Below are 2,728 nucleotides of genomic sequence, written 5' to 3'. Positions count from 1 at the left end.
GGCGGGCGCAGCGGTGGCGGGGGCCAGCACCGGGGCGGCGTAGGCCACCGGGCCAGCCGCGACGAGGGTCGGGTCGGCCTTGACGATCCGGACCTTGCCGTCCGCCTCGGTGATCTCCAGTTCGGAGATGTTCGATTCGGACACGAGATCGATCAGGGTCTTCAGTTTGCGCAGGTCCATGGGTTCTCCAACTTCTGTCGTCGTTGTTGTCGGGCGCCCCCAACCGGTCGGTTCGAAGGCGCCGTGGGGTCAGGCCGTCCGGTGCGGAGGGCGCTTCGCGTCACGCTGCAGCACGTGGCGCAGGGCGCAGGCATAGCCGTCTGCGCCCAGGCCGACGATCACGCCGTCGGCCAGGTCCGAGAAATAGGAATGGTGGCGGAAGGCTTCGCGCCGGTGCACGTTCGACAGGTGCACCTCGATGAACGGGATCGCGACGCCGGCCAGCGCGTCGCGCAGCGCGACGCTGGTGTGCGTCAACGCGCCCGGGTTGATCAGGATGAACTGCGTGCCGTCGAGCCGCGCGGCGTGCACGCGGTCGATCAGCGCGCCTTCATGGTTGCTCTGGAAGCTCACCAGCGTCGAACCGGCCTGCGCCGCGATCTCGGCGAGATCGGCATCGATCTGCGCCAAAGTCGTCGCGCCATAGACCTCCGGCTCGCGTGTGCCGAGCAGGTTCAGGTTCGGGCCGTGCAGGACCAGGATGTGCATGAAACGCGGATCGGGTGCCTGGAGCAGGCGGCCCGGAATTTTGCGAAGGCTGAACTTTACGCGCTTTAGGGACCGAAGACTGCAATATAGAAAAATGGCAGCCGAATGGAACCCGGCGGCCCCTCAGCCGAGCTGTTGCACCCAGGCGGCCAGGTCCTGCTCGCCGATGCTGCCCAGTTTGCGCGCGATGATGCGCCCATCGCGGCCGAAGACGGCACTGAAGGGCAGCCCGCCGCGATCGTTGCCGAGCGAGCGGGCGAGATCGACGCCGGTCAGCCCGGCCAGGCCGACCGGGAAGCTCACCGGCACCTTCTTCAGGAACTCCCGCACCGGGGTCGGGCTGTCGACCGCCAGGCCGACCACGCGCCAGCCGGCTGGCTGGTGGGTGCGCTGGAAGGCATCGAGCAGCGGCATCTCCTTCACGCAGGGCGCRCACCAGGTGGCCCAGAAGTTCAGCAGCAGCGGTTGGCCGCGCAGGCCGGCCAGCGGCAGCGAGCCGCCTTCGGGCCGGTCGAACTGCAAATCCCACAGCGCGCGTTCGGCCTCGGGCAGGGCGCTGCTGCGTTCGCGCCACCAGCCGAAGCCGGCACCGGCGGCCAGTGCGGCGCCGGCGACGCCGATCGTCAACGCGTTCCGGCGGTTCATGACAGCCCCTCGTCCGAGGCGAGCAGACGGCGCAGCCCGGCCAGGTCCCCGCGCTCGCTGCGGCCGCGGCTGTCGGGTTTCAATGCACCGCGCAGGTCGTCGCGGTCCAGGATGGTCAGGTGCACGGTCACTTCCTCGCCGAGTGCGGCGCTCGGGCTGCTGACGGTCAGCACGTCGATCTGCTCGCCGCGCGGGCCGTCGAGGCTGCCAACGTCGTAGTCGACGCGGCGGTCGATCAGCGCGAGTTCGGCCTGCTTCGAGTCGTCGCAGAACAGCTCCAGCCGCACGCTGTTGAGCCGCGTCGCGGTGCCGCGCCAGACGGCGCCGTACAGGTGGGGGCGGAATTCCTGCAGCCGTTCCATCCACAGCAGCGCCACCTCGCGCAGCGCGCGCAACTCGGCGGGTTGGGTGTCGGCGCAGAACAGCGCGATGTAGGCCCGGACCTCGTCCTCGACCTGGTCGTTGTCGGGCAGGTCGACCTGCCGCGTGCTGCGCTTGCCGAGGTCGCGCGCCGCGCGGCGCTTGGCCGGCCCGTACTCCATGCCCTCTTCGACGATCAGCCGGGCGGCGGCGCTGGCGAGTTCAGTGCTGAGGTCGGAAGGCATCACGGGATTCTAGGAGGCATGCGAAGAACCCGGATTGGCATCCGGGCTACGGAAGCTCCACGGCGCCCATGCGGCTCACGACCGTGCCGGCCCGGCCGACCACGTACGGCGACCCGGGCCGCTTCTCGAAGCGCTTCGGCGCCGGCAGCATCACCGCCAGGCGGGCCGCCTGCGCTGGCGCGAGCCGGGCCGCGTCGACGCGGAAGTAGTGTCGCGCCGCGGCCTGCGCGCCGAACACCCCTTCGCCCCATTCGACGTTGTTCAGGTAGATCTCGAGGATGCGCTGCTTCGACAGCAGCCCCTCCAGCATGAAGGTGATGACGAACTCCTGCGCCTTGCGAGGCAGGCTGCGCTCGCTGCCGAGGAACAGGTTCTTCGCCAGCTGCTGCGTGATCGTCGAGCCGCCGATGATCTTCGGCTCGGCACGGCGCGCCGGCGTGGCGCGCGCCTTGGCCGGCCGCTGCTCGATGCGCTCGTTGATCCGCTCGGCCCGGGCCTCGGCCCGCTGGTTCTTCTCCCAGGCCTTCTCGACCGCATCCCATTCGACGCCGCTGTGCTCGGTGAAGCCGGCATCCTCCGACGCGATCACCGCGCGCTTCAGCGTGTCGGCGATGTGGTCGTAGGGCTGCCACTCCTGGCTCCACAGGATCTGGTGCTGCTCGGTCAGCAGCCGCCACGCCTCGGAGCGCTGGAAGGTCGTCGACTGCGGATCGACGACGCTCATCAGCGCGATGCGGGCCAGGAAGTACAGCTGCAGTGCAAGCACCGAC

At 69.7% G+C, this 2,728-nt stretch carries 5 protein-coding genes; all 5 read right to left on the bottom strand.

Features of this window, described 5'->3' with window-relative positions; all coding sequences use genetic code 11:
* A partial coding sequence (locus tag AC1D01_RS28905; RefSeq protein ID WP_489740790.1) for a DUF8684 domain-containing protein occupies positions 1 to 180 on the bottom strand: 180 nt, incomplete at its 3' end.
* A gap of 69 nt (positions 181 to 249) precedes the next feature.
* Positions 250 to 708: a type II 3-dehydroquinate dehydratase gene (aroQ, locus tag AC1D01_RS28900; RefSeq protein ID WP_477872548.1), complete on the bottom strand. Its 459-nt coding sequence runs from the start codon at positions 706 to 708 to the stop codon at positions 250 to 252.
* A gap of 123 nt (positions 709 to 831) precedes the next feature.
* On the bottom strand, positions 832 to 1,353 hold the full coding sequence (locus AC1D01_RS28895) for a TlpA family protein disulfide reductase (RefSeq protein WP_477872546.1): 522 nt from the start codon (positions 1,351 to 1,353) through the stop codon (positions 832 to 834).
* The gene (locus tag AC1D01_RS28890; RefSeq protein ID WP_477872544.1) at positions 1,350 to 1,958 is read right to left on the bottom strand and encodes a hypothetical protein; all 609 of its coding nucleotides are present in this window, start codon (positions 1,956 to 1,958) and stop codon (positions 1,350 to 1,352) included. The genes AC1D01_RS28895 and AC1D01_RS28890 overlap by 4 nt, the downstream gene beginning before the upstream one ends.
* A 46-nt stretch (positions 1,959 to 2,004) precedes the next feature.
* The gene (locus AC1D01_RS28885) at positions 2,005 to 2,724 is read right to left on the bottom strand and encodes a transglycosylase domain-containing protein (RefSeq protein ID WP_477872550.1); all 720 of its coding nucleotides are present in this window, start codon (positions 2,722 to 2,724) and stop codon (positions 2,005 to 2,007) included.
* Between the last annotated feature and the right edge of the window lie 4 nt (positions 2,725 to 2,728).

This window comes from Rhizobacter sp. P3_B12 (assembly GCF_056402895.1).
The sequence above is the reverse complement of the archived record's forward strand: the minus strand, read 5'-3'. Positions and strand labels throughout refer to the sequence as shown.